The sequence below is a fragment of the Gulosibacter sediminis genome (genome assembly GCF_023370115.1).
In the GTDB taxonomy this organism is placed as follows: domain Bacteria; phylum Actinomycetota; class Actinomycetes; order Actinomycetales; family Microbacteriaceae; genus Gulosibacter; species Gulosibacter sediminis_A.
In genome coordinates, this window is the sequence record NZ_CP097160.1 from 2,618,845 (window position 1) to 2,642,300 (window position 23,456).

Annotated in this window: 23 protein-coding genes; 7 read left to right on the forward strand and 16 right to left on the reverse strand. The window is 68.3% G+C overall.

Translation table 11 applies throughout. The features are described 5' to 3' along the window. Positions 1 to 75 precede the first annotated feature (75 nt). On the reverse strand, positions 76 to 624 hold the full coding sequence (locus M3M28_RS12125) for a GNAT family N-acetyltransferase (protein ID WP_249386706.1): 549 nt from the start codon (positions 622 to 624) through the stop codon (positions 76 to 78). A gap of 77 nt (positions 625 to 701) precedes the next feature. Between M3M28_RS12125 and M3M28_RS12130 the strand changes: the two genes are divergently transcribed. Beyond that, entirely contained in the window at positions 702 to 1,523 is an 822-nt protein-coding gene (locus M3M28_RS12130) for a maleylpyruvate isomerase N-terminal domain-containing protein (RefSeq protein WP_249386707.1), read from the forward strand. 6 nt (positions 1,524 to 1,529) lie between these two features. Here M3M28_RS12130 and M3M28_RS12135 read toward each other — a convergent pair whose 3' ends face one another. The 4 genes from M3M28_RS12135 to M3M28_RS12150 all read right to left on the reverse strand — a co-directional run bounded on the left by M3M28_RS12135 (position 1,530) and on the right by M3M28_RS12150 (position 6,225). Next, positions 1,530 to 2,882: a dihydrolipoamide acetyltransferase family protein gene (locus M3M28_RS12135; protein WP_249386708.1), complete on the reverse strand. Its 1,353-nt coding sequence runs from the start codon at positions 2,880 to 2,882 to the stop codon at positions 1,530 to 1,532. Between the two features lie 9 nt (positions 2,883 to 2,891). Further along, positions 2,892 to 3,878, reverse strand: a complete 987-nt coding sequence (locus M3M28_RS12140) for an alpha-ketoacid dehydrogenase subunit beta (RefSeq protein WP_249386709.1) — start codon at positions 3,876 to 3,878, stop codon at positions 2,892 to 2,894. Beyond that, positions 3,875 to 4,999, reverse strand: coding sequence for a thiamine pyrophosphate-dependent dehydrogenase E1 component subunit alpha (locus M3M28_RS12145; protein WP_249386710.1), 1,125 nt, complete (start codon positions 4,997 to 4,999; stop codon positions 3,875 to 3,877). Before M3M28_RS12145 ends, M3M28_RS12140 begins: the two co-directional genes overlap by 4 nt. A 131-nt stretch (positions 5,000 to 5,130) precedes the next feature. Then, positions 5,131 to 6,225 carry a histidinol-phosphate transaminase gene (locus M3M28_RS12150; RefSeq protein WP_249386711.1) on the reverse strand — a complete coding sequence of 365 codons (1,095 nt, stop codon included), beginning with the start codon at positions 6,223 to 6,225 and terminating at the stop codon, positions 5,131 to 5,133. Positions 6,226 to 6,346: 121 nt separating this feature from the next. On the opposite strand from M3M28_RS12150, the gene M3M28_RS12155 reads away from it, so the two are divergent. After that, positions 6,347 to 6,757, forward strand: coding sequence for a phage holin family protein (locus tag M3M28_RS12155; protein ID WP_249386712.1), 411 nt, complete (start codon positions 6,347 to 6,349; stop codon positions 6,755 to 6,757). Here M3M28_RS12155 and M3M28_RS12160 read toward each other — a convergent pair. Next, positions 6,754 to 8,217: a hypothetical protein gene (locus M3M28_RS12160; RefSeq protein ID WP_249386713.1), complete on the reverse strand. Its 1,464-nt coding sequence runs from the start codon at positions 8,215 to 8,217 to the stop codon at positions 6,754 to 6,756. The genes M3M28_RS12155 and M3M28_RS12160 overlap by 4 nt on opposite strands. A 2-nt stretch (positions 8,218 to 8,219) precedes the next feature. Next, the gene (locus tag M3M28_RS12165) at positions 8,220 to 8,549 is read right to left on the reverse strand and encodes a hypothetical protein (protein ID WP_249386714.1); all 330 of its coding nucleotides are present in this window, start codon (positions 8,547 to 8,549) and stop codon (positions 8,220 to 8,222) included. 201 nt (positions 8,550 to 8,750) lie between these two features. Here M3M28_RS12165 and M3M28_RS12170 point away from each other — a divergent pair, with 201 nt between their 5' ends. Further along, positions 8,751 to 9,281: a low molecular weight protein-tyrosine-phosphatase gene (locus M3M28_RS12170; RefSeq protein WP_249386715.1), complete on the forward strand. Its 531-nt coding sequence runs from the start codon at positions 8,751 to 8,753 to the stop codon at positions 9,279 to 9,281. 12 nt (positions 9,282 to 9,293) lie between these two features. Then, a complete protein-coding gene (purB, locus tag M3M28_RS12175) occupies positions 9,294 to 10,676 on the forward strand; it encodes an adenylosuccinate lyase (RefSeq protein WP_249386716.1) in 1,383 nt (460 codons plus the stop codon). Positions 10,677 to 10,700: 24 nt separating this feature from the next. Here purB and M3M28_RS12180 read toward each other — a convergent pair whose 3' ends face one another. From M3M28_RS12180 to M3M28_RS12205, 6 genes are all read right to left on the reverse strand, one after another. Then, the gene (locus tag M3M28_RS12180) at positions 10,701 to 11,075 is read right to left on the reverse strand and encodes a hypothetical protein (RefSeq protein WP_249386717.1); all 375 of its coding nucleotides are present in this window, start codon (positions 11,073 to 11,075) and stop codon (positions 10,701 to 10,703) included. Beyond that, on the reverse strand, positions 11,072 to 11,746 hold the full coding sequence (locus tag M3M28_RS12185; protein ID WP_249386718.1) for a hypothetical protein: 675 nt from the start codon (positions 11,744 to 11,746) through the stop codon (positions 11,072 to 11,074). The genes M3M28_RS12180 and M3M28_RS12185 overlap by 4 nt, the downstream gene beginning before the upstream one ends. 94 nt (positions 11,747 to 11,840) lie before the next feature. Next, positions 11,841 to 12,983, reverse strand: coding sequence for a hypothetical protein (locus tag M3M28_RS12190; RefSeq protein WP_249386719.1), 1,143 nt, complete (start codon positions 12,981 to 12,983; stop codon positions 11,841 to 11,843). A 141-nt stretch (positions 12,984 to 13,124) separates the two neighbouring features. Next, a complete protein-coding gene (locus M3M28_RS12195) occupies positions 13,125 to 14,285 on the reverse strand; it encodes a hypothetical protein (protein ID WP_249386720.1) in 1,161 nt (386 codons plus the stop codon). A 164-nt stretch (positions 14,286 to 14,449) separates the two neighbouring features. After that, positions 14,450 to 15,091 carry a hypothetical protein gene (locus M3M28_RS12200; RefSeq protein WP_249386721.1) on the reverse strand — a complete coding sequence of 214 codons (642 nt, stop codon included), beginning with the start codon at positions 15,089 to 15,091 and terminating at the stop codon, positions 14,450 to 14,452. Then, positions 15,088 to 16,233 (reverse strand): AI-2E family transporter, encoded by a 1,146-nt coding sequence (locus M3M28_RS12205; protein WP_249386722.1) that lies wholly within the window; start codon positions 16,231 to 16,233, stop codon positions 15,088 to 15,090. The genes M3M28_RS12200 and M3M28_RS12205 overlap by 4 nt, the downstream gene beginning before the upstream one ends. 132 nt (positions 16,234 to 16,365) lie before the next feature. Here M3M28_RS12205 and M3M28_RS12210 point away from each other — a divergent pair, with 132 nt between their 5' ends. Together M3M28_RS12210 and M3M28_RS12215 are read left to right on the forward strand one after the other, a co-directional pair. Continuing rightward, positions 16,366 to 17,871 (forward strand): ABC transporter permease, encoded by a 1,506-nt coding sequence (locus tag M3M28_RS12210; protein ID WP_249386723.1) that lies wholly within the window; start codon positions 16,366 to 16,368, stop codon positions 17,869 to 17,871. A 31-nt stretch (positions 17,872 to 17,902) separates the two neighbouring features. Then, entirely contained in the window at positions 17,903 to 18,625 is a 723-nt protein-coding gene (locus M3M28_RS12215) for an ABC transporter ATP-binding protein (protein ID WP_249386724.1), read from the forward strand. 25 nt (positions 18,626 to 18,650) lie between these two features. On the opposite strand, the gene M3M28_RS12220 is transcribed toward M3M28_RS12215, so the two are convergent. Next, a complete protein-coding gene (locus M3M28_RS12220) occupies positions 18,651 to 19,310 on the reverse strand; it encodes an IclR family transcriptional regulator (RefSeq protein ID WP_249386725.1) in 660 nt (219 codons plus the stop codon). A gap of 129 nt (positions 19,311 to 19,439) precedes the next feature. Here M3M28_RS12220 and M3M28_RS12225 point away from each other — a divergent pair, with 129 nt between their 5' ends. Next, positions 19,440 to 21,386: an FAD-dependent monooxygenase gene (locus M3M28_RS12225; protein WP_249386726.1), complete on the forward strand. Its 1,947-nt coding sequence runs from the start codon at positions 19,440 to 19,442 to the stop codon at positions 21,384 to 21,386. On the opposite strand, the gene M3M28_RS12230 is transcribed toward M3M28_RS12225, so the two are convergent. Together M3M28_RS12230 and dnaB are read right to left on the reverse strand one after the other, a co-directional pair. After that, on the reverse strand, positions 21,376 to 21,666 hold the full coding sequence (locus tag M3M28_RS12230; protein WP_249386727.1) for a DUF4386 family protein: 291 nt from the start codon (positions 21,664 to 21,666) through the stop codon (positions 21,376 to 21,378). The genes M3M28_RS12225 and M3M28_RS12230 overlap by 11 nt on opposite strands. A 58-nt stretch (positions 21,667 to 21,724) precedes the next feature. Then, entirely contained in the window at positions 21,725 to 23,122 is a 1,398-nt protein-coding gene (gene dnaB / locus M3M28_RS12235) for a replicative DNA helicase (RefSeq protein ID WP_249386728.1), read from the reverse strand. Positions 23,123 to 23,456: the final 334 nt, after the last annotated feature.

Genomic DNA, 23,456 nt, shown 5'->3' on the forward strand with positions numbered 1-23,456 from the left:
GTGTGGCCGCTCGACGCTTGCGCAGCTGCGACCGAGCTAAACGATAACCGTTCTCATTGTCTGCTGCAAGAAAGGTCAGCCTCGCCACTCGCTCGCGAGCAGGCCGTACCAAACGAGGTCGTGGCGGCGGTCGCCGACGACCATGGCGCTGCGGCGGGTGCCCTCCTCGGTGAAGCCGAGCCGCTCCGCGAGGCCGCAGCTGCGCTCGTTGTCGGCGGCGATCTGCAGTTCGACGCGCAGTCGTTCGAGCGGGCCGAACGCGTGCGCGATGAAGGCCTCGCACGCCCGGCGCACGAGGCCCTGGCCCTCAAACTCGGCGCTCACCCAGTAGCCGATCTCGCTCACGCGGTCGCCGGCGCTGACCTGGCGCAGCTCGATCGAGCCGGCCAGGCGGCCGTCGACCTTGATAAAGCAGGGCAGGCTCGTGCCGCCGACGAACTTCTGCAGCTGGCCACGCAGGAACTCGCGCTGCCGCTCGAGCGGCTGCGGCTCGCGCGCCCAGTCTTCCCACGTGCCGATGCGCTCCCTGTTCGCGTTGAGCACCTCGGCGAGCTCTTCGGCATCTTCGACGGCCACGAGGTGGAGCGCGGTGCGGTGGTCGAGCGGATGCGTGAAGAACGTCATTGCGAAAGCCTACGGCGCGCGGCCCCTCCGACGCGCGTTCCCGGGCACCGTCAAGCCTCGAGTGCTTGGCTCGGCGCATGACTACGACAGTCGACCGCATCGCCGAAGAAGCTGAACGCTCGAGTTCGACCCTCGCCGCAACCGACCCGGCCAACCCGGTGCCGACCTGCCCAGGCTGGACCGCGCTCGGCCTCCTCGCCCACGTCACCGAGGTGCACGAATTCTGGGGGCAACTGCTCGCCACCGGGGCGCGCAGTGATGAGGACGCCGAAGCCGTCGAGGCAGCGAAGGTGCCGCTACCCAAGGAGGCGGGCGCCGTCGAGGCGCTGCTCCATCGCCGGCGCGCGGCCACCGCGGGGCTTCTCGAGCAGCTCACTGCCCGCGACGATGCCGAACCGGTGTGGACCTGGTTCTCGGCCGATCAGTCGGTCGGCTTCGTGCGCCGCATGCAGCTGCACGAGGCGACGATGCACCGCGTCGACGCCGAGCTCACGGCGGGCAAGCCGCTCTCGCCGATCGAAGCCGACGTTGCCGCTGACGGCGTCGGCCACGTCATCGAGGTGATGCATGCCGGCGCGTTCGATTGGATTCCCGAGTGGGCCACCGTCGAGCCGCTCGCGACGCTCACGCTGACGCCGACGGATGCGGGGCAGCCGGTCGAGGTCGAAATCTCGCGTTGGAGTGGCACGCGGCCACGCGACGGTGAACCCTTCAGCGCGCTCGTCGCCCGGCTGCGACGGGCGGACGCCGACGCCTCGAGCCTGCCGCACGCCACCGCATCCGCCGACGCCGTCGCCCTCTACCTCTGGCTCTGGGGCCGCGGCGAGCCCGTCGAGGTGACGGGCGACGCCGTAGCGGTCGAGCACGTCGAGGCGCTCGTCGCGCAGGGCATCCACTAGCTCGCGCTAATCAAGCAGTAGCGCGGGCTCCTCGACGATGCGGGCGACGTCGGCGAGGAAGCGCGAGGCGACGTCACCGTCGACGAGGCGGTGGTCGAAGCTCGCGGCGAGCGTCGTGACCTGGCGTACGCGCACCTCGTCGTCGACGACCCACGGCTTCGGGCGCACGGTGCCGAAGGCGAGGATACCGACTTCGCCGGGGTTGAGCACCGGCGTGCCCGAGTCCATGCCGAAGACGCCGATGTTCGTGATGGTGAAGGTGCCGCCCTGCTGGTCGGCGGGCGGGGTCTTGCCGTCGCGGGCCGTAATGGTGAGTTGCTGCAGCGACTCGGCGAGTTCGCGCATCGACATCTCGTGCGCGTTCTTGATGTTTGGCACGAGCAGACCGCGGGGCGTGGCCGCGGCGATGCCGAGGTTCACGTAGTGCTTGATGATGTATTCCTCATCGGTCCACGTCGCGTTCGTCGTGGGGTTGCGCTGAATGGCCCACATGACGGCCTTCGCGATGAGCAGCAGCGGCGAGACCTTGATGCCAGCGAAGTGCGGCGACTCCTTGAGTCGCTTCACGTATTCCATCGTGCGGGTCGCGTCGACATCGACGAACAGCGTCACGTGGGGCGCCGTAAACATCGACTGCACCATGTTCTGCGCGATCATCTTGCGCACGCCCTTGACCGGGTGGCGCTCCTCGCGCTGCTCATTCCAGTTCGGCGTCTCGAGGTTGGTGAACAACTTCGCCTGCTCGGCGTGACGAATCACGTCGTCGCGGGTGATCTCGCCGGCCTGCCCCGTCGCCGTGACCGACGAAAGGTCGACCTCAAGGTCCTTCGCCAACTTCCGAATCGGCGGCTTCGCGATGATCGGGAACGCGGCCGCAGCGGGCACGGATGCGGGCAGCTGAGGCTTCTTGCGGCGCTCGGCAGCGGCCTTCGCGGCGCGGCGGGCGTTCGAGGCGTGTCGCGCGCTGCGGCGCGAGCTCGCGGCAGGCGCGGAGCCATAGCCGACGAGGCTGGCGCCGCCCTCGCTGTCGCCCTCCTCGCTCACGCTCTGCGCCGCATCCTGCTCGGCCTCGGCAACTTCGGGGGTCGTCGTGCCGGGGTGACCATCGGCATCGGGGTCGGCCGGGTCGGTCCAGATGAGGATCACGCTGCCGACCTCGACCTCGTCACCCTCGGCGGGGATCAGCTCATCGATGACGCCAGCGAAGGGGCTCGGCATTTCGACGAGCGACTTCGCCGTCTCGACCTCAACAAGCACATCGTTGACCGCGACCGTGTCGCCGGCCTTGACGTGCCAGTTCACGATGGTCGCCTCGGTCAGGCCTTCACCGATTTCCGGCAGTTCGAACTCGATGCTCATGGTCGACTCCTAGTACTCGAGCACGCGGTCGACGGCGTCCAACACGCGGTCAACGTCGGGCAGATAGACGTCCTGCAAGCGGGTGGGTGGGAACGGCACGTCGTACGCCGAGACCCGCAGCACGGGCGCCTCGAGCGAGTAGAAGCAGCGTTCGGTCAGGGTCGCCGCGAGCTCGCTGCCGAGCGAGACGTTACCCGGCGCCTCCTGCGCGATGACGACGCGGCCGGTCTTGCGCGCCGACTCGATGAGCGGGGCATAGTCGACCGGTGCGAGCGTGCGCAGGTCGACGACCTCGATCGAGACACCGTCCTTTGACGCGAGGTCGGCGGCCTGCAAGTTCATCGCGGTCTGCGCGCCGAAGCCGATGAGCGTCACATCAGTGCCCTCACGGGCGACGCGACTCTCGTGCAACGACACGGTCTCGAGGGCTGTGTCGACCTCACCCTTCGGCCAGTAGCGCGACTTCGGTTCGAGGAACACGACCGGGTCATCGCTGCGGATCGCCTGCTGGATCATCCAGTAGGCGTCGTTCGGCGTCGACGGCGACACCACGCGCAGGCCCGGCGTGTGGGCAAAGTAGGTCTCGGGGCTCTCCTGGTGGTGCTCGACCGCGCCGACGTGCCCGCCGTAGGGGATGCGGATGACGAGCGGGAGCTTCACGTTGCCGTCGGTGCGGGCCGGGATCTTCGCGAGCTGCGTCGTGATCTGGTCGAAGCCCGGGTAGACGAAGCCGTCGAACTGGATCTCGCAGACGGGCCGGTAGCCGCGCATCGCGAGGCCGATCGCGGTGCCGATGATGCCCGACTCGGCGAGCGGCGTGTCGAACACGCGGTGCTTGCCGAAGTCACGCTGGAGGTGCTCGGTGATGCGGAAGACGCCGCCGAGCGGGCCGATGTCTTCGCCCATGAGCAGCACCTTCTCGTCGGCCTCGAGCGCGGCGCGCAGGCCGGCGTTCATGGCGCGGGCGAGGGGCAGATTCTTTCGCTCGTCGGTCATTCGTTCTCCTCCAGCGACGCCTCGAAGCCCAGGAACTCGCCGATCTCGGCCTCGATGAGCGGATGCCGCTCGGCGTAGACGCCGGTGAACATCGCCATGGGCTCGGGGTCGGGCAGCGCGAGCGTGCGGCGACGCACGTCGGCGGCGTAGTCCTTTGCCTCGGCCTCGATGCCATCGAAAAAGTCGTCACCCTCGCCCTCGGCCCGCAGGTAGGCGGCGAGGCGGGTGATGGGGTCGCGGTCGCGCCAGAACTGCTCCTCTTCGCGCGTGCGGTACTTCGTCGGGTCGTCGCTCGTCGTGTGCGCGCCCATGCGGTAGGTGAGCGCCTCGATGAAGGCGGGGCCGTCGCCGGCGCGGGCGCGGTCGAGGAACTCGAGCGACACGGCGTAGCTCGCCATGACGTCGTTACCGTCGATCTGCACGCCCGGCATGCCGAAGCCGTCGGCGCGACGGTAGAGCGGGGTGGGCGACTGCACCGCAACCGGCACCGAGATCGCCCACTGGTTGTTCTGCAGGAAGAAGAGCTGCGGGGTGTCGTAGCTGCGCGCAAACACGAGCGCCTCGTTGAGGTCGCCCTGGCTTGTCGAGCCGTCGCCGAAGTAGACGATCGTCGCCTCGTCGCGCTCGGGGTCGCCGGTGCCGACGAGGCCGTCGAGGCGCTGGCCCATGGCGTAGCCGGTCGCGTGCAGCGTCTGCGTCGCGATGACGAGGGCGTAGTTGCGGAAATTTCCGCTCGTTTCCGGGTCCCAACCCGCGTTCGTCACGCCGCGCAGGAGCGCGAGGATGTTCACGAGGTCGAGGCCACGCACGAAGCCGACGCCGTGCTCGCGATACGACGGGAACACCGTGTCCTGCGGCTTGAGCGCAAGCGCCGAGCCGATCTGCGCGCCCTCCTGGCCCTCCGCCGGCACGTAGAGCGCGAGCTCGCCCTGGCGCTGCAGGTTCGTTGCCTCGCGGTCAAAGGCCCGCACGAGCCGCATCGAGCGGTACGCCTCGCGCCACAGGCCGGGGTCGGCCTGCTCGAGGCGCGCGAGATACGGCGCGGCCGCTTCGCTGCGCGCGAGCGTGCCCTCGGGGGTGAGTAGCTGCACCGTGGCGGTGCTCGGGTCAGTTGGACTCACGTTCGACGTGCCTCCTCGAAGCGGATCAACCTTGCCAGTCTATGGCCGAGTTAGCCGCGAACCCTGGAGGGTGAAGACAGCGAGTTGCCGGAATTCACTGTGTTTTTCCACAAGACTCCGGCGCCCGCCGGCTACTCCGCGTCGGTCTGACGCAGGTACGGGTACCGCTCGATGGCCTGCCAACAGGCGGCAAGCAGCGGCGAAACCGAGGCTTCTTCACCGATCGACACGCGCAGCCCGTGGCCCGGGAAAGCCCGTGCGACGATGCCGCCCTCGAGCAGAATCTCGTTGACGCCCTCGGTCTGCTCGCCGGCCGGCAGCCACACGAAGTTCGCCTGCGTTTCGGGCACGCGCCAGCCCTGGTCGATGAGCGCGCGGCGCACCTCGTCGCGGCGGGCGGTGATCTCGTTGACTCGCTCGCGGATCGCGTCGGCCTCCTGCATCACCGCGAGCGTGGCGGCCTGCGCCTGCTCCGAGATGGTGAAGGGGATGGCCGTGGTCGCGAACGCCTGCAACACCTGCGCGTTGCCGAGCATGTAGCCGACGCGCAGGCCGGCGAGGCCGTAGGCCTTCGAGAAGGTGCGGGCGACGACGAGGTTCGGGTAGTCGCGCAGCAGGCGGGTCGCGTTGAGCACCGCGGGGTCGGTGACGAACTCGATGTACGCCTCGTCGGCGATGACGAGCAGGTTGCTCGGCACGCGCTCCATGAATCGCTCGAAGTCGTCCTGGCGCACGGCCGGGCCGGTGGGGTTGTTCGGGGTGCAGACGACGACCATGCGCGTGCGCTCGGTGATCGCGTCGGCGAGGCCGTCGAGGTCGATCGACGCGTCGGCCTTGAGCGGCACCTGCACGCTCGTGGCGCCCGCGACGGTGACGATGCCCGGGTACGCCTCGAAGCTGCGCCACGGGTAGAGGATCTCGTCGCCGGCGCCGGCCGCCGCCTGGGCGGCCTGGTAGAGCAGCGAGACCGAGCCCGCGCCGATGAGCACCTGCTCGGCGGGGAGGCCGTAGTGCGCGCCGAGGGCCTCGCGCACGGCGGTCGCCCGAGCATCCGGATACCGGTTAAACCCGCTCACGCCGTTGACCGCCTCGAGCACGGCCTCGAGCGGCTGGAACGGCAGCTCGTTCGACGAGAGCTTGAACGCCGTGGGGGCCGCGGGCTTGCCCTGCTGGTAGGCCCGCTGGGCGAGGATTTCGGGTCGTAGCTGCACCGGTGCATCAGTCATATCCGAAGTCTAGCTACGCCCGGCGGCCCGCCTGACCCGCCTGTTGCAATGTGCGAGCGCTCTGGCGCGCCGGGGTGTGCGGAACCTACCGATCTGCAGCCAGACCCGCCACAATAACGGCATGCGCTTTCTCGCCTCGATCGTTCTCAACGCCGTCGCACTGTGGGCCACCGTGTGGGTCCTGCAGGGCGGCCTGACCGTCACGGCCTACGACGACTCGCAGGCCTCGCTTGTGCTCACCTACCTGCTGCTCGCGGTCGTGTGGGGTCTCGTCAATGCCGTCATCGGCTCGGTAGTGCGTATCGTCTCGATGCCGCTGTACTGCCTCACGCTCGGCCTATTCGCGCTCGTCGTCAACGGCTTCCTGTTCTGGCTCGTCGGCTGGGTGAGCGGGCTGCTCGACTTCGGCCTGACCATCGACAACTTCTGGTGGGCCATCGGCGGCGCGATCATCATGGGTATCCTCTCGGCGATCCTCAATGGCATCTTCCGCACCCGCAAGCGCGACCGCCGCCGCGAGGTCGAGGACTAATCCTCACCAAACCGGCCGAGCTCGTACACGCGCTCGAACGCCTCCTCGGGTGTCATCGGCCGGATGCCGCCGCCGCTCGCGTAGACCGGCTCGCGCTCGAAGCGGAAGTCGGTCGTGGTCACGGCGGTCGCCCCCTGCACGGGCGCGAGCACGGCGTCGCGCTGTGCAGCTGCCTGCGGCTCGTCGACCTCGTCGTAGCCGGCCGCGGTCTGCTGGTATTCGGTGAGCGCGTGCGGCGCGAGGATGCCCTCCCCCGCCGGCACGCCGCCCGGGAACGGGTCGCGCCGCACGATCGACACGTCACCCTGTGCGCCCGGCGTGATGCCCTGGAGCCCCGTGATGAGGTCGCCGTCGTGCTCGAGCTGGGTGACGGGAATGTCGCCGCCGATGCTCGTGCCGTGCACGGGCGAGCCGGCGAGCACGACCGACGCGACGTCCCACGTGCCCGTCTGCGCGAGTTCTGACACCACGAGGGCGCCCTGCGAGTACCCGACGAAGACCACCTCGTCGCCCGCCGTGATGCCTGCCTGCCCCATCGCGTCCGACACGGCGCCGACCGATTGCGCGTCGCTGCCGCCGTACGCCGCGAGGTTCGAGAGGTTGTCCATGCCGTTCTCGTCGCCGAGCCCGGGCGAACTCGTGCCGGCGACGCTGACGACGTAGACGGTGCTGCCGTCGGGGCGCACGTACTCGGTGATTGTCGCGTTCGTGCCTTCGGGGTCGGTCGGCGGAATCGCCTCGACGAGATCGGCGATCGACGACGGAGCCGACGAGGCCTCCTCGCGCTTCGACCCCGACACGAGCATCGGCCCGGTGCCGAGTGCGAACGCCGCCGCGAGCGCGCCCGCGACCTCGTTCGGGCTGTTGAAGAGCGGCACGCCGGTGAGGCCGTTGACGATCTCGTCGCCCGCCGAGACGCCGCTGCGCACGAGCAGAACGCTGAGCGGGTTCGCGAGCAGGTGCTGGTTGTCGTTCCACCACTCGGCGAGATCGTCGCCGCCCGGCAGCACGCCGGCCTGTTCGAGCGCGCCGGCGGTCGCGACCGTGCCGAGCACGATCGGGATGCCCGCGGGGCTGAGCAGCAGCGGCACGGCCGCGAGCGCGCCCGACGCTGCAATGCTCACGACCGAGAGCACGACCGATGCGACGACGGCGTCGCTCACCGCGGTGAACGCCTCGACGGCAGCACGGTCGGCGGCCTCGTACCAGCCCTGCGCCTGCAGCAGGTGCTCGGCCGCGGCCCCGGCGAAGGCGGCGGCCGACTGCATGCCACCGGCGAGCAGCTGCGCCTCGAGCGAGATCACGCCGAGCTGCGGCCCCGAGATGGTGAGCCAGCCGTTCGCGGGAAACCACGCGGGGGTGCTGAGCCGGAGGTTCAGGCCGGCCATGCCCTCCTCGATGCCCTCGAGCTTCGCCGCGGCGGTGCCGAACTGGGCGGTCTCAACGCTCACCTGCACCATCGCTAGAGCACCTCCGCGGCGACGATCTGCCCGTCGAGCAGCGTGAGCTGCGTCTCGTACTGCCACGCCACGGCGGTGCACGCGGCGGCGGCTGTCTCGAGCATCCCGCTCAGCGCAAGGCGGTTGAGGTTGTAGCTGAGCTGCGCGATCGACACCCAGTCGGCAATCGCTGCGTCGTCGACGGCGGGCAGGTGCACCGAGCGCACCTCGCTCGAGGCGTCGTGGAGCAGTTGCGCAAGGTTGTCGACGTCGGTGCGCACTTGGCGAATCGTCGCGGCGTCGAGCGCATCGGCGGGGTTGAATCCCGAATCGGTCGTGGGGGTCGCGGTCATGGGTACTCCTCGCGCTTCCGCACCCGGGCCGGATGCGATGCTGCGAGTCTCGCGCGCGGCCCGGGATCACCGCTCGGCGCGCGTCCGGAGCTGTGGATGAACGCGCATCCACCATCCCCGCGGGAGGCGCACAACGCGAGGCTGTCAATCCCGTCGCCATCGACGGTTGTCGGCGTCACCTCGGTGCGCCACAATAAGCGCATGTCAGCAGTCGACGGCGCGGGGCCGGTATTTCGCATCTGTTTCGTCTGCACGGGCAATATCTGCCGCTCCCCCATGGCCGAAGCCATCAGCCGCGACATGGCCGTGCGGGACGGTTTCGGCGACTCCATCGAGTTCGACTCCGCGGGCACGGGCGACTGGCACGTCGGCGAAAAGGCTGATCCGCGCACCCTAAGCTCGCTGCAGCGCGCCGGGTATTCGGCCGACGGGCACCGCGCGAAACAGTTCGACCCCGACTGGTTCGGCAACTACGACCTCGTCGTCACCTTCGACCCGAGCCAGGATCGCATCCTCAAAACCTGGGCCGAGACCCCCGAGCAGCGCGCACTCATTCGCCCGCTGCTCTCATTCTGCGACCTGCACGAGGACGCCGGGGATGTGCCGGATCCCTACTATGGGAGTGACGAGCTATTCAACGAAGTGCGAGACCTCATCGAGCACGCGTGCGAAAAGCTGCTCGCGCAGGTCGAGCCCGTAACGCGGGCCGCGCGCGAGACCGCAACCCCCTAGAACGGAGCCCCGATGAGTCCTCTGCCGCCGCAGCTGATCAGCCCTCTCGACAACCGGTACTACAAGGCGGTGGCGCCGATCGGTGAGCACCTCAGCGAGGCGGCCCTCAACCGCGCCCGCGTGAAGGTCGAGATCGAGTGGCTCATCTTCCTCACCGACCGCGAGCTGTTCGGCGCGAGCCCCCTCACGGCCGAGCAGCAGACCAAGCTGCGCGCCGTCGTGGACGCCTTCGACCAGGAGGCGATCGACGCGCTCGCGACCATCGAGGCGACGACCCGGCACGACGTCAAGGCGGTCGAGTACTACGTGCGCGACCGACTGCGCGCGCTTGACCTCGGCGCGGTCGAGGAGCTCACGCACTTCGGCTGCACCTCGGAGGACATCAACAACACCTCGTACGCGCTCACCATTCGCGACGCCGTCACCGAGGTGTGGCTGCCCGCCGCGGCCGCGCTCGTCGAGCAGATCTCGACGCTCGCCCGCGAGCAGCGCGAGCAGCCGATGCTCTCGCTTACGCACGGCCAGCCCGCCACGCCGACCACGCTCGGCAAAGAGCTCGCCGTCGTCGCGCACCGCCTCGGCCGCATCCTGCGCCGCATCGAGCAGCAGGAGTACCTCGGCAAGTGGGCCGGCGCGACCGGCAACTTCGCCGCGCACCTCGTCGCCAACCCCGAACTCGACTGGGAGCAGGCGGCCGACGAGTTCACCGCATCCCTCGGCCTCGTGTGGAACCCGCTCACGACGCAGATAGAGTCGCACGACTGGCAGGCCGAGCTCTACTCCGACATCGCGCACTTCAACCGCGTACTGCACAACTTCTGCACCGACGTGTGGCTGTACATCCAGCGCGGCATCTTCAAGCAGATCCCGCAGCCCGGCGCGACCGGCTCGTCGACGATGCCGCACAAGATCAACCCGATTCGCTTCGAGAACGCCGAGTCGAACCTCGAGCTCTCGTGCGCGATTCTCGACTCCCTCGCCGCGACCCTCGTGACCTCGCGCATGCAGCGCGACCTCAGCGACTCGTCGTCGCAGCGCAACATCGGCGTCGGCTTCGGCCACTCGCTGCTCGCGCTCGACAACGTGCGCCGCGGCCTCGGCGAGCTCGCCGTGAACCCCGACACGCTCAGGCGCGAGCTCGACGGCAACTGGGAGGTGCTCGCCGAGGCGATTCAGACCGTGATTCGCGCCGAGATCGTCGCGGGTCGCTCGCACATCGAAGACCCGTACGCGGTGCTCAAGGAGCTCACCCGCGGCCACTCGGTCAGCCGCGATGAGCTCGTCGCGTTCGTCGACGGCCTCGAGATCGGGGATGCGGCGAAGGCACGCCTGCGCGAGCTCACCCCGCAGAGCTACACGGGTCGCTCGGCGCAGCTCGTCGACCGGCTGGGCTAGGCCCGCCGGCGGGGCCGGTCAGCCCTACTTCTCGTCTCGCTCGCCAGGCTCGGGGTCGTCCGCTTCGGCGGCGGCCTCGGCCTCGGCGTCGCCGTCGAACGGGCGCAGGGCCGCAGCCTTTGCGCCGGGATCGTCCGACTCGGCGAGCTGGCGGTCAAGGTAGACCGGCGCGTCGGCGTTTGGCTTGTAGTTCAGGAGCAGCAGTGCCATCACCACGAGCACGATGACCATCGCGACGCCCGCGAAGATCAGGCCGAGCACGATGTCCTGCACCGTCAGCAGCACGATGAGCAGCACGAAGATGCCTGCCGCTGCGGCGATAATCACGACCTCGAAGGGCTTCATCAGCGCTTTGCGCTGCTGCTTGCTTTCGTGGTCGTTTGAGTCCGCTCCGCTCACGCGGCGGCTCCTTCCTTGGCCCCCTCTTGGGCACGGCGGCGCAGTGCGGCACGGAGGCTGATTGCTTCGATGACCAACAACACGCCGAGGATCGCAAAGTAGGCGCCGACGAAGCCGATCGACTGAACGTCGGCCGTCAGGGACCCCTCGATCTGCTCGATGCCGCCGTACTGATCGTTGAGTTCCGGCGGCACAAACGCGACGATCACGCCGAGCAGCGTGGTCAGTGCGCCCGCGATGAGGATCTCGCTCGAGTACATGGCGTGCTTGCGACTCATGAAGGCCGCGAGCAGCTCGATGATGCCGGTGGCGATGCCCCAGCTGGCCACGGTGATGATGAAGCTCTGGGCGGTGGCCCAGTCATGCCCACCGGTCGCCATGAACAGCGAGAACCCGCCGGCGAGCACGTTGAGCAGGCTGCGGATCAGCACGTAGACGCGCGCCGGGTGTCCCTTGACGCCGATGCCCTCGAAGCCGACGATAATGCCGCTCCAGAGCACGACTGCGCCGAACACCGCGAAGCCGAATCGGGCGTTGTGGTCTTGAGTGAATGTGATGACGAGCGCGCCGGCGAGGGCCGGCAGCGCGCGGAACAGCAACGATATCCAGATGTTCTCCGGGAGGTGCCGAAGTGTGTCGGTGCCGGTAGAAGTGGCCGCGTTGTTTGACATGCGATCCTCCCGAAACGTGACTGCCCCTGTGGGTCTAGTCTACCCAGCAGGAGCACTCGCGATTGCCGACGCTGTGGTCGGGCCCGGAAGGTTACTACTCCGTGATCGTCGTCTCGGTCTGCGCGATGAGCTCGTCGAGTTCGCTCGCGGAGGGCTCGCGGTCAAAGCAGGTGATCTGGTACATGAGCAGGTCGCTGCCGAACACGTGCGCCGTGAGCAGGCCCGCGGTGCCGTAGGTGTCCTCGGTGAATAACACGGTGCCGAGCTCAACCTCAAGGCCGTTCGTGTCGGTCACCGTCGTGGTGCCCGCGTTCGAGAGCACGTAGCCGGTCGTGTCGGTGTTGAGATAGGTGTCGAGGCTGCTGGCCGGGTCGTCGGGGTACCACGTGCCGCCCGACGCCGCCGACGGCACGAACGAGGTGAGGTAGGTGCAGGTCTGGTCGGGGCTGTAGAACAGTTCCTGGCCGTTGAGGTCCTGCGGGTCCCAGTCGCCCGTGTAGTCGAGCGCGATGTCGCTGACCTCGTCGGTGTTGTCGATCGGGTACGCGGTTCCCCCCGCGGGCTCTCCGCCACCCGACGAGTCGCTGTCGCCCGACGAGTCGCTGTCGCCCGAGTCGCCCGAGCTGCCACTCGTGCTCGTGCCGTTGCCGCCGTTCGCGGTGTTCTGATTCGAGTTGCCGCCGCCGAACAGGGCGATGCCGCCCCAGATGCCGCCGCCAACGAGGGCGACCGCCACCACCGCGATCACGATCCACGCCCAGACCGGCACGCCCTTCCTCTTTGGCGCGTCGCCGCCGGGCTGCCCGCCCTGGTTGCCGCCGTAGCCGCCGTACGCCGCGGCGGCCTGGGGCTGGTACTGCTGCTGGCCGTCACCGTATTGCTGCTGTTGCTGCTGGCCGTACTGCTGCTGCCCGTATTGCTGCTGGCTGTCGCCACCGTACTGTCCGCCGCCGAACACCTGCTGCTGGTTCTGCTGGCCGTAGCCGTCGCCTTGGCTCGCGTACTGCTCGCCCTGCGAGGGGTACGAGTCGCCCTGGCTCGCGTACTGGTCGCCGCCCGACGAGTAGGAGTTGTAGTCGTTGCCGCCCGAGTTCGCGTCGCCGTACGAGCCGTAGCTGTTGTAGTCGTTACCGCTCGAGTTGTAGTCGTTACCGCCGCCGAAGACCTGCTGCGCGTCGCGGTCGGGCTGGTCTGACTCGCGGTCACCAAAGCCAGAAGGCGGGAACTGATTCGACATGGGCGTCTCCTTCGGCGCGGTGGCGAGCAGTATTGGCCACCATTGTTGCAGGTACTGGGTGCGGATGCGGGCGGAAAGCGAGCGGGTGGGCCCGGCAAACTCGCCGAACCCACCCAAGCAGCGTGGCCGAAGCCGCGCTCGCTAGTTGTCTTCCGGAGTAATGGTGAACGAGGTGTCCGCCATCTGGTCCTTGAAGCTCGACTCGTCGACGCCGTTGCTGCCATCGCAGACGGTCGCCATCACGAGGATGTCGCCCGAGTCCGAGAACGGGTGCGCGGCAATGTAGCCAATGCCCTCGCCCGAGGACGGCTTGACTTCGTAAATCACGAACTCGACGTCGACACCTTCGCTGTCAGCCATCGTGACGTTGTCGAGCTTCGTGTAGGTCACGTCGCTCGAGCCGCTCTGGCCAGCGGCCTCGGCCACCGAGTCCTCCATGCTGCCCTCAACGTTGTCGGGGTCGATGCCCGTGGCGCCGCCCTCGAAGCTCGCGAGGAAGTAGCAGGTGTAGTCGTCGTTGACGTACATGCCCCCGCCGTAGTCTTCCCAGTCGCCGTTGTAGGTGACCTCGACATCCGACACGGTCTTGTCCGACTCGATGTCGTAGCCGTTGCTGCCGCCAAAGAGCGCCATGCCGCCGAAGATGCCGCCAACGACGAGACCGATGACAACGACCGCAATCACGATCCAGGCCCAGACCGGGAAGCCCTTCTTCTTGCCGCCCTGCGGGGGCTGCTGTCGATAGGCGCCATAGTTCTGGTTCTGGTCCTGACCGGGCTGACCGTACGCGCCATAGACCTGCTGACCCTGCTGGCTCTGGCCGTAGCCCTGCTGCTGCGACGCATCCTGACCGTAGCCGCCGTACGACTGTTGCTGGCCCTGACCGTACGACTGCTGCGACGCATCCTGGCCATAGCCGCCATAGGACTGCTGCTGGCTCTGACCGTACCCCTGCTGCTGCGAGGCGTCCGAGCCGTAGCTGCCGTAGGACGACTGCTGACCCTGACCGTACGAGTTGTAGCTCGAGTCGCTCGACGAGCTCGACTGCTGGCCGTACGAGCTCGAGTTGTACCCGCCGTACCCCTGCTGGCCCGACTGGTCCTGGCCCTGTCCCTGCTGGCCGTAGCCCTGGTAGTTGGACTGCGACTGGTAGCCCTGGTAGCCACCGGTCGACGCGTCGTAGCCACTGTTCTGCTGGCCCGGGGCGCCGTAGCCCTGCTGATTCTGGTTCTGCTGACCCTGGTTCTGCTGACCCTGGCCGTCACCCTGGCCATTGCCGGAGGGAGGGAACTGGTTCGACATGCGATTCCTCACAAGAGTTGCGATGCTCGGAAAGTACGAGTTCTGGCACCTTCGTTTATATCAACCGCGTCAACGCAGAAACTATCCGCCATGCGGGCGACATTCCGCACCCAGAATCTGGAACCAGCGGATGAGCCGGGCTCGGCTCCCTGTTTGGCTTCGGCTTAGTGCACGGGTTCGATGTCGAGCTTGACGTCGTCGAGCACGCTCATCATCAGCCCGGGGTCGAGGGCCGACGCATCCTGGCAGGTGAGGAAGAACACGATGTAGTGCTGCGAACCGGTGAAGGCGCGCACCGCGCTCGCCACCGTGACGCCGTCGTCCATCGTCTGCTGTGCGTAGATGAGCTCGACGGTGAGCTCGCCCGTCGTCTCGACCTGAACCGAGGTGTCGCCGACCTCGGTGTAGCCGAGCCGGTCGACGAGATAGTCGCTCGCGCCGCGGTCGTTGAGGTCGTTCGGCACGTCGACGAGCTCGCTGTCGTACTTGCCCGCCTCCCACGAGAAGATGCATGGCGTCTCCTCGTCTTCCGTCACGTTGAAGTACTGCGGGGCATCGTCCTCGGCATCGGGGTTCATGCGCTCCCACCCCTGGTTGACGCCGTCGAAGCGCACCTCGGGCTCGGCCTGCACCGCCGTCTTCATGCCGATGTCGAGGTCGGCCCGCAGCCGCTGGAACCCGAGCGAGAACGAGAGCCACACCACGAGCGCGAAGATAATGACGCCCGCGGCGACGATGAAGCCCGTGCCGATGCGGCGGCGGATCGACTTCTGCGGTGGCTGGGGGTACGGGGCCGGAGCCGTCACGCGCCCTCGTCCTTGGCTGCTTCACGGTCGGGCGCTGCCTCGGGATCGGGGCGGAAGATCGGCCGCGAGCTCGTGAGGTCGGGGCGCGCATCCACGAGGTAGTTGATCCAGCGGTTGCGCGGGTCGGCGTCGACGAGCAGTGCCTTGACGAGCAGGGTTGCGGGCAGCGCGAGCAGCGCGCCCACCGGGCCGAGCGCGAACGCCCACACGAGCAGCGAGAGGAACGAGACCGTCGGCGTGACGCCGACCGCCTCGCCCGCGAACTTCGGCTGAATGAGCGACTGAATCACGAAGTTGATGACGCTCCACACCGCGAGCACGATGAGCGCGTTGACCCAGCCGTTCGCGAGCAGGGCCATGAGCACCGGCGGGATCATGCCGATGACGAAGCCGATGTTCGGGATGTAGTTGGTGAGGAACGAGAACACGCCCCACACGAGCGCGAGGGGCACGCCGAGCAGCTCGAGCGCGACGACGTCGAGCACCGCGACGATGAGGCCGAAGATCGTCGTGACGATCCAGTAGCGGGCGACGCCCTGCGAGAACGAGTCGAGGGCGACGCCGAGGCTCGGGCGGTCGTCGCGAATCTTGCCCAATCGCTTCTCGAAGCCCATGGCGTCGAAGAGCAGGAAGAAGATCATGACAACGAGCGTCGCGAGCAGTGAGAGCACGCCGCCGACGTTGCTCGCGAGGCTCTGCAGCACCGACACGATCGCCGAGGGGTTGAACACGCCCTGCAGCTGCGCGACGACCTGCTCCTGCGAGACGCCGAAGCTCGTGAGCCAGTCGAGCAGGGTCGAGTAGAGGCCCTGGAACTCGGCGCCGTACTTCGGGAGCTCCTGGATGAGCATCATCACCGACCAGGCAAGCAGCCCGACGAAGGCGAGCAGCAGTCCGTATACGAACACGCCCGCGATGATGACGGCGAGCAGGCGCGGCACGCGCTTGCGGATGAGCCAGTGCATAAGCGGTGCGACAGCGAGCACGAGGTTGATGCCGAGAAACACCGGTGTGACGAAGTTCGCGACCTGCTGCAGCAGCACGAGTCCGATCATCGAGAGCACGACCACCGCGATGGTGATCAGCGCCCGGCTGCCGGCGCCCGCTGTGCGCGCGGGGCCCCCTGGGGTGGTGTCCTGCATCCTCGCCCTCCTTGCTGCTGCGAGTTTACGCGGCGCCGCCTCGCGCTCATTGGAAGCTCATAGCTTCGGCATCGAGGTGCCATAGGGCCCGTTCCTAGCGTGGCGGCGTCACTTCCCCCACCTAGGAGCCCAATGTTTTGGACATACCTGCGGCGCGAACTGCGTGGCCGCAAAAAGCAGACGGTCATCGTCAGCATCGGCCTCGCGATCGCGGTCGCGCTCGTCATCGTCGTGAACTCGCTCTCGTCGGGCGTGCGCGCGGCGCAGGCACAATCCCTCCAGGCCGTGTACGGCATCGGCACCGACCTCACCGTCACGGGCGCGCAGGCCGAGCCCGGGAGCGACGGCGGCGGCCCCCAGTTCGACTTCGGCAGCGAGGATTCGACGACGAGCGACGACGGTTCGACGACGCTCGACCAGTCGCAGCTCCAGACCGACATGATGCGAGGCACGCTTGACGCGTCGACGCTCGAGACCGTGCTCGGCATCGACGGCGTCTCGCAGGCGACCGGCACGCTGAGCCTCACCAACTCGACCTTCTCGGGCGAGCTGCCCGACATGTCGAGCAGCGACAGCACCACGACTGACGGCACCACCACTGACGGCACGACCACCGACGGCTCGATGACCCCGCCCGACGGCGGCGGCGGTGGCGGCTTCGGCGGCGGCCAGTTCGGCGTCGACTCGTTCAGCGTGCTCGGCATCGACCCGGCCTCGGTGATCGGCCCCATGAGCTCGGTCTCGGTGACCGACGGGCGCCTGCTCACCCCCGACGACAACGGCACGAACGTGGCCGTGCTCGACTCCACCTATGCGACGAGCGCCGAGCTCGCCGTGGGCGACACGCTCGAGGTCGGCGGCGAGGACTTCGAGGTCGTTGGCATCGTCTCGTCGACGAACTCCGATGCCGACACCGCGTCGAATGTCTACATTCCGCTCGACGTCGCGCAGGATCTCTCGGGCGCCGGCGACGTCGTCTCAACCGTCTACGTGCAGACCACGTCCTCCGACAACATCTCGACCGTGCAGACCACGCTCGAGACCGAGCTGCCGGATGCGACGGTCAGCTCGCAGTCCGACCTCGCGTCGACCGTGTCGGGCTCGCTGAGCACCGCATCCAACCTCATCACCAACCTCGGCACGTGGCTCTCGATCATCGTGCTGCTCGTCGCGGTCGGCCTCGCCGTGCTCTTTACGACCTCGGGCATCGCCCGCCGCACCCGCGAGCTCGGCACGCTCAAGGCGATCGGCTGGTCGAACGGCCGCATCGTGCGCCAGGTCGCGGGCGAGTCGATGGTGCAGTCGCTCATCGGTGGCGTCGCGGGCCTCGCGGTCGGCCTCATCGGCATCCTCACGATCAACGTCATCGCGCCCACCATCTCCGCCGGCACCGAGGCGCAGGGCGCCATGGGCGGCGGCGAGGCGGGCGGCGCACCGGGCGGTGGCGGCGGCGCACCCGACGCCATCGGCCAGGCGGTGAGCAGCGCCACGACCATCGTGCTGCAGGCCCCGCTCAGCGTCTGGGTCCTCGTGCTCGCCCTCAGCTGCTCGGTCGCGGCCGGCGTCATCACGGGCATCTTCGGCGGCTGGCGTGCCGCCCGTCTCAGCCCCGCCGAATCGCTCCGCGCGGTCGGCTAACGGGCATCCGCCACATCACTTAGGAGTTCTCATGACCATCACCGAAGAACAGCAGCTCGGGTTCGATCCGGTCGCGGCGCCCGGCGCATTCCGCCTCGAGAACGTGAGCAAGGAGTACAAGCAGAAGCGCCGCACCGTCACGCCGCTCAAGGGCGTGGATGCGCAGATCGACGCGGGCGAGTTCGTCACCATCCAGGGGTCGACCGGCGGCGGCAAGTCGACGCTGCTGCAGCTGCTCGGCGCGCTCGACCGCCCGAGCGGCGGGCACGTCTACCTCGGCGACATCGACCTCGCGAACGCGACGAACGCGCAGCTGCAGTCGCTGCGCGCGACCGAGATCGGCTTCGTGTTCCAGTCGTTCAACCTCATTCCGACCCTCACCGCGGCCGAGAACGTCGACATGGGCCTCGAGCCGCTCGATCTCGAGTCGGACGAGCGCGACCGCCGGGTTGCCGAGGCGCTCGAACGGGTCGGCCTCGGCGACCGGGCCGATCACCGCCCCGACGAGCTCTCGGGTGGGCAGCAGCAGCGCGTCGCGATTGCCCGCGCGATCGCGAAGCAGCCGCGGGTGCTGCTCGCCGACGAGCCCACCGGCAACCTCGACGAGCGCATGCGCGACGACATTCTGCAGGTGCTCGAGGAGCTCAACGCCGAGGGGCTCACCCTCGTCGTCGTGACCCACGACTCGGCCGTCGCGAAGCGCGCGCGCCGCCGGCTGCGCCTCGCGAAGGGGCTGCTGCGCGACGTCGCTTAGACCGCGACACCCAGGGAACGGCTCGTCACCGCACTCGTTCGGCAATGTGCCGAGCGGCGGTGACGAGCCGTTCGACGATCGCCTCCTGGTCGATCGGGCGCGCGACGAACAACGCCGCGAGCGCGGCCGGCCGCCCCTGCGGCAGCGCGATCGGCACCGCGATCGAGTTGAGGCCGTCGATGACCTCCTCATGGCTCAGCTCGAAGCGAGCTGGTGGGAAGGCCACGGGGTCGAGCTGCGAGCGGATGACCCGGCCGGGGGCGCCAACGTCGACCGAGTGGCGGCTGCCGGGGCGCTGCACGACCATCGCGTCGAGGTCGCGGGGCTGCGCGCTGAGCAGCGTCACCGCTGCCTCGCCGTCGTGGGTGACGAGGAACGTCGTGAGCTGGAGTTCGTCGGCGACGCGGTCGAGCTCCGGCGCCGCCGCGGCCTGGAGGTCGCGGGCGACCCCGCGGGCGAGGGCGACGAGCCGGGCGCCGAGCTCGATCTCGCCGGATGCGGTGCGCGCCGCGAAGCCGTGCGCCTCGAGCGTCGCGAGCAGGCGGTACGCCATCGAGCGGTGGATGCCGATGGCCTCGGCGAGCCGCGCGACCGTCATGGGTGTTGGCGAATCGCCGATGATCTCGAGGGCCCGCAGGCCGCGGGCGAGCGTCTGGGATCCCTGGGTCTTTGCCTCATTCGCCACGGCGCACTCCTTCGTACTCTTGCGACCAGGCCGGTCTCTGCATAGCATTATTCTATATTTACGACAGTGTCGCAAATAACGAGACACTAGCCCGCACATTGGCAATGCCGCCACAAAGGAGCTCCACCGATGCAGATCCACTACCGAGGCTATGAATCGGGCGACCCGCGCGTCCGCCCCGCCGCCGGGTACGGCGTCGACCGGCCCACCGAACTTCCCGACGAGATGGACGTGCTGATCGTCGGCACCGGCCCCGCCGCGGTCGCCGTCACCGCGCAGCTCTCGCGCTTCCCCTCGATCAACGCGCGCGCGATCGAGCGCCGCCCCGGCCGCCTCGAGGTCGGGCAGGCCGACGGCATCCAGGCCCGCTCGGTCGAGACGTTCCAGGCCTTCGGCTTCGCAGACGAGGTCATCGCCGAGGCGTACCGCAACGTCGAGATGTGCTGGTGGAAGCCGTCGAAGGACGACCCCTCGAAGATCGAGCGCGTCTCGCGCGACCCCGACGACGCGAACGGCATCAGCGAGTTCCCGCACATCTACGTCAACCAGTCGCGCATCCTCGACTACTTCCTCCGCGACGCGAAGCGCGCGCCCGGCCGCATCGAGCCCGACTACGGCATCGAGTTCCTCGACTGCACGATCGACCCCACCGCCGAGTACGCCGTCACCGCGCGCCTGCGCTACACGGCCGGCCCGCGAGAGGGCGAGGAGCGCACGGTGCGCGCGAAGTACCTCGTCGGCGGCGACGGCGCCCGCAGCTCGGTGCGCTCGGCGCTCGGCCACCGCCTGGAGGGCGACGCATCGATGCACGCCTGGGGCGTCATGGACGTCATGGCGAACACCGACTTCCCCGACTTCCAGGTGAAGTGCTCGATCCAGTCGCACGATGCCGGCAACATCCTGCTCATCCCCCGCGAGGGCGGCTACCTCTCGCGCCTCTACGTCGACCTCGGCGTGGTCGAAGAGCACGACGCGGGCGCCGTGCGCGCTACCCCGCTCGAGGCAATGATCGAGCGAGCCAACCGCATCCTCGCCCCCTACTCACTCGACGTGCGCGCCGTCACCTGGTGGTCGGTCTACGAGGTCGCCCACCGCATCACCAACGGCTTCGACGACGTACCCGCCGAACAGATCGACACCCGCACGCCGCACGCGTTCATCATGGGCGACGCCTGCCACACCCACTCGGCGAAGGCCGGCCAGGGCATGAACGTGTCGATTCAGGACGGCTTCAACCTCGGCTGGAAACTCGCCGCCGTGCTCGAGGGCCGCTCCCCCGAGTCGCTGCTGTCGACCTACGCGTCGGAGCGCAAGGAAATCGCGCAGAACCTCATCGACTTCGACAAGGAGTGGTCGACGATGATGGCCCGCCCGGTCGACGAGTGGGAGGACCCGGCCGAGCTCGAGCGCTACTACGTCAACACGATGGAGTTCCCCGCGGGCTTCATGACCGAGTACGCGCCGTCGATCATCACGCTCGGCACCGAGCACCAGGCGCTCGCCGCCGGCTTCCCCATCGGCAAGCGCTTCAAGTCGGCCGAGGTGATTCGCCGCGCCGACAACCGCTGGCAGCACCTCGGGCACCTGCACGAGGCCGACGGCCGCTGGCGCATCTACGTGTTCGCCGACTCGGCCTCCCCCGCGCTCGAGGGCACGCCGGTCGCCGACTTCGCGAACTGGTGGGCGAACGACGAGGCCTCGCCGCGCGTGCGCTACACGCCGGGCGACGGCGACGACGACGCGGTGTTCGACTCGAAGGTGATCTACCAGCAGGAGTACACCGAGTTCGACCCGAAGGACGTGCCGAACGCCTTCAAGCCGGTCAAGGTGCCGTTCGGGCTCGAAGACATCAACCAGATCTTCGCGACGGGCCACGGCCGCGACATCCACCGCGACCGCGAGGTATCGCGCGATGGCGCGATCGTGATCGTCCGCCCCGATCAGTACGTCGCCGGCGTGCTGCCCCTCTCAGCCCGCGACGAGCTCACGAGCTTCTTCGCGCAGCACATGCTCGAGCCTGCCCCGGCCGAGCGCGCGGAGTTCATCACGAACTTCCACGAGCGCATCAAGCTGTAACCGGCTCCCGGCGGCGCCCCGAGCGAGTCTTGGGGCGCCGCCGCGCGCCAGCCCAGCCAAGCAGCCAGACGAGCAGCACCACCTCGCCCACGAGGGTGAACTGCCCGATGGCTGCTTCGCCATGTCCGGCGACGAGCGCCGCGTCGACGAGGTAGCCGACGCCCGCGAGCGCGACGAGGATGCCCAGCCAGCTCGGCAGTGCGCGGCCGCGCACGAACAGGGTCGCGACGAGCAGCAGGTGCAGGCCGAAGACGGCCCGAGGACTTCCCGATGCGGGCATCCTTCGACCTCGGCCTCGAGCTGCTGCTCGACGCGCTCGAGCGGCTGCGGGTGGGCGACTAGCCCATCGCCGGCGCCGGGGCCATACCGGGCGCATAGTCGACGAAGCGCGAGAGGTGGCCCTGGAAGAGCACCGTGACGGTGTCGGTGGGGCCGTTACGGTGCTTCGCGAGGATGAAGTCGGCCTCGGAAGCGCGGGGGTGGTCTTTCTCGTAGGCGCCCTCGCGGTGCAGGAGGATCACCATGTCGGCGTCCTGCTCGAGCGAACCCGACTCACGCAGGTCACTGATGGCGGGCTTCTTGTCGGCGCGCTGCTCGGAGTTTCGGTTGAGCTGCGAGAGGGCGATGACCGGCACCTCGAGCTCCTTCGCGAGCAGCTTGAGCGCACGCGAGAACTCCGACACCTCTTGCTGACGCGACTCGACGCGCTTGCCTGAAGTCATGAGCTGGAGGTAGTCGATGACGATGAGCTTGAGGCCGTGCTTCTGCTTGAGGCGGCGGCACTTCGCGCGGATCTCGACGAGCGTCATGTTCGGCGAGTCATCAATATAGAGCGGCGCCTCGGCGATGTCGCCCTGCGTGCGGGCGATCTTCTGCCAATCTTCGTCGGAGACCTTGCCGGTGCGCATGTGCTGCAGCTTGACGCTCGCCTCGGCCGAGAGCAGACGCATGGCGATCTCGGAGCGGCTCATCTCGAGCGAGAAGAAGATGGACGGCATGTTCGCGTGGATCGACGCGTAGCGGCAGAAGTCGAGCGCGAGCGTCGACTTACCCATACCGGGTCGGGCGGCGACGATGATCATCTGGCCCGCGTGGAGGCCGTTCGTGAGGCCGTCGAGGTCGCGGAAGCCCGTGGGTACCCCCGTGAGCTCGCCGTCGCGGTTCGCGGCCGCGTCGATGTCATCCTGCGCGACCTTGAGGGCCTCGCTGAGCGGCACATAGTCTTCGGTCTCGACGCCGCCGGTGACGGCGTAGATCTCGGCCTGCGCCTGGTTGACGAGCTCGACAACCTCGCCCTCGGCGCCATAGCCGATCTGCACGATGCGGGTGCCCGCCTCGACGAGGCGGCGCAGCACGGCGCGCTCGGCGACGATCTCGGCGTAATAGCCGGCGTTCGCGGCGGTCGGCACGAGGCCGACGAGCGTGTGGAGGTAGTCGGCACCGCCGGCGCGCTGGAGGTCGCCCGTCTTTGTGAGCTGGTCGGTCACCGCGATGACGTCGGTGGGCTCGCCAGCCGCGTAGAGCGTCTGGAGCGCGTCGAAGATGATCTCGTGCTTCGGGATGTAGAAGTCGACGCCGCGAACGCTCTCGACGACGTCAGCAACGGCATCCTTCGAGAGCATCATGCCGCCGAGGGCGGACTGCTCGGCGAGCAGGTCGTGCGGTGGGGTGCGGGGGCCGTCCTGCGCCGCCCGGCTCGATTCGCGGCCTTCAGTACCGAGATGCGTGAGCGTCATTCGCGTCCTTTCCACAGCCGTTGTATCGCGAGCCTGCGACACGGAGGTGCCGGTACGCAGCGACGATGATTCACCCTAGTGCTCCCCAGAGTGCCCCAACACCACCCACCGAGTTGCCTGTGGATAACTTGTGGAGCGTTGGTGGACGACGCGCCGTGTGAATGTGCACGACGGTGTGGATAACTGTGGAGAACTCACGGGTTGACTCGTGAGATTAGCGATGCAACCAGGTATTTTGTTTGTTCACGACCTGTGGATAACAAGCCGTCTAAACCCGAACTTGAAGGTTCTCGACTTGCAAAAGTATCCACAGGTGTGGTGTGGGGAACGCCTG